The sequence below is a fragment of the Tepidanaerobacter sp. GT38 genome, assembly GCF_021991635.1.
GTDB lineage: Bacteria > Bacillota > Thermosediminibacteria > Thermosediminibacterales > Tepidanaerobacteraceae > DTU063.
Map to the genome: position 1 here is coordinate 1 of NZ_JAFFJA010000046.1, position 3,044 is coordinate 3,044.

General features: G+C 31.5%; 3 protein-coding genes. All 3 read left to right on the forward strand.

Annotated features, from left to right (window positions below; genetic code table 11):
* The coding region (locus tag JT739_RS07455; protein WP_237660481.1) for a TniB family NTP-binding protein at window positions 1-936 on the forward strand (936 nt) is incomplete at its 5' end.
* Between the two features lie 59 nt (window positions 937-995).
* Window positions 996-1,253: a hypothetical protein gene (locus JT739_RS12930; RefSeq protein WP_370642603.1), complete on the forward strand. Its 258-nt coding sequence runs from the start codon at window positions 996-998 to the stop codon at window positions 1,251-1,253.
* A complete protein-coding gene (locus JT739_RS07465) occupies window positions 1,250-2,662 on the forward strand; it encodes a TnsD family Tn7-like transposition protein (protein WP_255688540.1) in 1,413 nt (470 codons plus the stop codon). Before JT739_RS12930 ends, JT739_RS07465 begins: the two co-directional genes overlap by 4 nt.
* The last annotated feature ends 382 nt before the right edge of the window (window positions 2,663-3,044 follow it).

The window sequence follows — 3,044 nt, forward strand, 5'->3', positions numbered from 1 at the left end:
ATTGATGAGATACAACATTTGAGTTTAGCCAGGTCTGGTGGAAGTGAAAAAATGTTAAATTTCTTTGTAAACCTTATAAATAATGTAGGAGTGCCGATTGTTTTAGTGGGAACTCCGAAGGCAATAAAGGTACTTCAGGCACGAAGGGGGTCTGGTATTGCTGGTGATATGGTATACGATAGGATTCAGAAAGACGAGATATGGGATTTATTAATAAATTCAATATGGCATTATCAATGGACTAGAAAAGAAACTCCTCTTACCCCTGAATTAAGCAGTGTTCTATATGAAGAAACTCAAGGAATTCCTGATTTATTAAAAAAAGTTTATGCTATTGCTCAAGCATATGCTATTTCATCAGGTAAAGAGGAAATAACTCAATATATTATTAAGAAAGTAGCAAAAGAAAATTTAAAACTGATTCAGCCGATGCTTAATGCATTGAAGACAAATAATCTGAGAGAGATTATTAAGTATGATGATATATATATGGAAGATATTGACTATACTGATTATTTAACCCGAACAAAGGAATCAATTAACCTGGATTTACGTGCAAAGGAAATAAGGAAAAAACAGAAAAAGATGAAGCAGGAAAACCTTATGGAGCGGAAAAAGAAAGTTATATTAAAACTTGTTGAGTTAGGTATAGATGCCAAGAAGGCTCAAAAAATAATTGATACCATGTTTTCTCAAAATGTAAGTATAGAAGATATAATAAAAAACGCTATGGAAATGGTCAGAAATGATAGGATTAAGGAAGAAGTGGAAGAGAAAATAAAGAAAGAAAAACAAAACGTAGTAAATCATCTTGATATCCGGACTATTGTTGCACAAGCCCAAAAAGATAGTAAAAATGTATATGAGGCTATGAAGGAATCAGGATATATCATTAGTTATGAGGATGATATTTTTTCTAAGGAAGTGGTATCGTGAACTTCTTTCCTACACCTTATGCAGACGAACTTTTATACAGTACGTTGGCACGATATTGTATGCGGAGTGGGAATATAAAGGAAATACATAATTTTGAAGATTTATTTGGGACAAGGAATTGCATAGCAACTATGGAATTGCCTACACAATTAGATGCATTGATTCAAAATATGCCTGCAAACTCAAAGTACACAGCAGAATATTTTATCTATAAACATACCTTATTTCCCTTTCTTGCAGCATTTATTCAAGAGGGACGTGTTAACAAAATAATTAAAACTATGAGAAAAATGGTGAAGGTGCTGTTTCTTACATGAGTTTGGGTCTTGTTACGAGTTCCGTTACTTTAAATCGGTACTTTCGATTTTGTCCTGAGTGTTTTAAAGAGGATATAGAAAGATTTGGAGAACCATTCTGGCATAGAAGCCATCAAATTACAGGGGTATTTGTATGTGCAAAACATAAAATACCCCTTTATAATAGCACGGAACTTATAAGGGGAGGAAATAGACAAAGATTTATTAGCGCTACTCATGCGAATTGTATAGTAGAAAAAGAAATAAGTCTTCCTAGCGATTTAATGGAAAAGATGCTTTGGATGGCAGAGGATGCAGAAATACTTTTAAACAATCACTTTGGCTTTAAAGAACCTGATTGGTTTAAGAATCAATTCCGGGCAAAATTAATTGAAAAAGGTTATGCAAGGATGAACAATTATATTCACCAGAAGAAATTAAAAGAAGATTTTATAGAATTTTATGACTATGAATATCTGAAACTTGTTCAGTCTTCTCTACCTGATAAAAGTGGGGGCTGGCTGTCTGATATGGTAAGAAAAAATGACAGAACAACATATGCAATAAGATACTTGCTATTAACGAGATTTCTTGAAATACCTGTCGTTGAATTATTTAATACAAAACTTGGCTTTAATGATGAAAATGAAAGTAATATTGATGCTTATCAAGAACTGTGGGACCAGAGATTAATTGAACTTTCACAGTCAGGATTATCAATACGGGAAATAGCAGATATACTAAAGTCTTCTACGAAAACTATTAGAAAAGCGATTGACAGGTTAGGAATAGAGCCATTTTGGAAATTCAATGGTGGCGGAAAATACATTTATAAGAAATATACTGATACCGAAGAATTTGAAATAAAAAGAGAAGAATATAGAAAAAAATGGATCGAACTCCACGCTCAATATCCTGATAGAAGTAGTAACCAAATTAGAAGAAATAACGATGGATTGTATTCTTGGCTGAAAAAATATGATAGTGAATGGTTGGAACAAAATTATCGTAGAATAAAAACGACAGTTAACACTGTTGATTGGGCTAAAAGAGATGCGGAATTGCTACCTTTAGTAAAAGTAGTTATTGCAAAAATGAAAGAAGGTAAACCTGAAAGAATTACTTGGACAACCATAGGTAGTAAACTAGGGATTAGCGGATGGCTATCAAAGAAGAAAGATAAACTCCCATTGGTAAAGGCATATATAGATTCAGAAGTAGAAAGTCTGGAAGAATTCCAAATAAGAAAAATAAAATGGGGTATTGAGGAATTAGAAAGACAGGGAAAAGAAATAACAATATGGAATTTGGCTGAAACAGCAGGGGTTAAGCCACGGTATATGGAACATATTATAGAGAATATTGAGAATTTATTATTAGAAAAAGGATATTGTGTAAACATTTACAAAAATTTACGCAATGCGAGATAGTATAATATTCATATCTTATAGGAAAGTTAATATTATTTACTTGTTTTCATAATTCTTTGTTGTATCTGTGTCTGCATCAATTAAATTTTTTTATTTTGCAAATATTTAAGTTGAAGCAAAATATGGTTTATTGGGGTAAATGAATCATACAGGTCACGTTTTAAATATTAAATATGATATTGAATAAGGAGTGATACCAAAACATAGTAAATCAATAGATTAATAGAAATTATAGAGGGAAAAATAGGATTTTAAGTATAATGATAGAAGAATGCTGTGTTTTATTATTGCATTATATATAGAAATGATGCAATAATATAGATAATGATGCAATTAAAATGCATCATGTCGCATTTAATTGCAAAAGTAAGCATAAGAGGAG

Bases quoted from the DNA above. Each gene is read 5' to 3' on its own strand.
- JT739_RS07465 (WP_255688540.1), top strand. From the start codon at position 1,250: ATGAGTTTGGGTCTTGTTACGAGTTCCGTTACTTTAAATCGGTACTTT.
- JT739_RS12930 (WP_370642603.1), top strand. From the start codon at position 996: ATGCGGAGTGGGAATATAAAGGAAATACATAATTTTGAAGATTTATTT.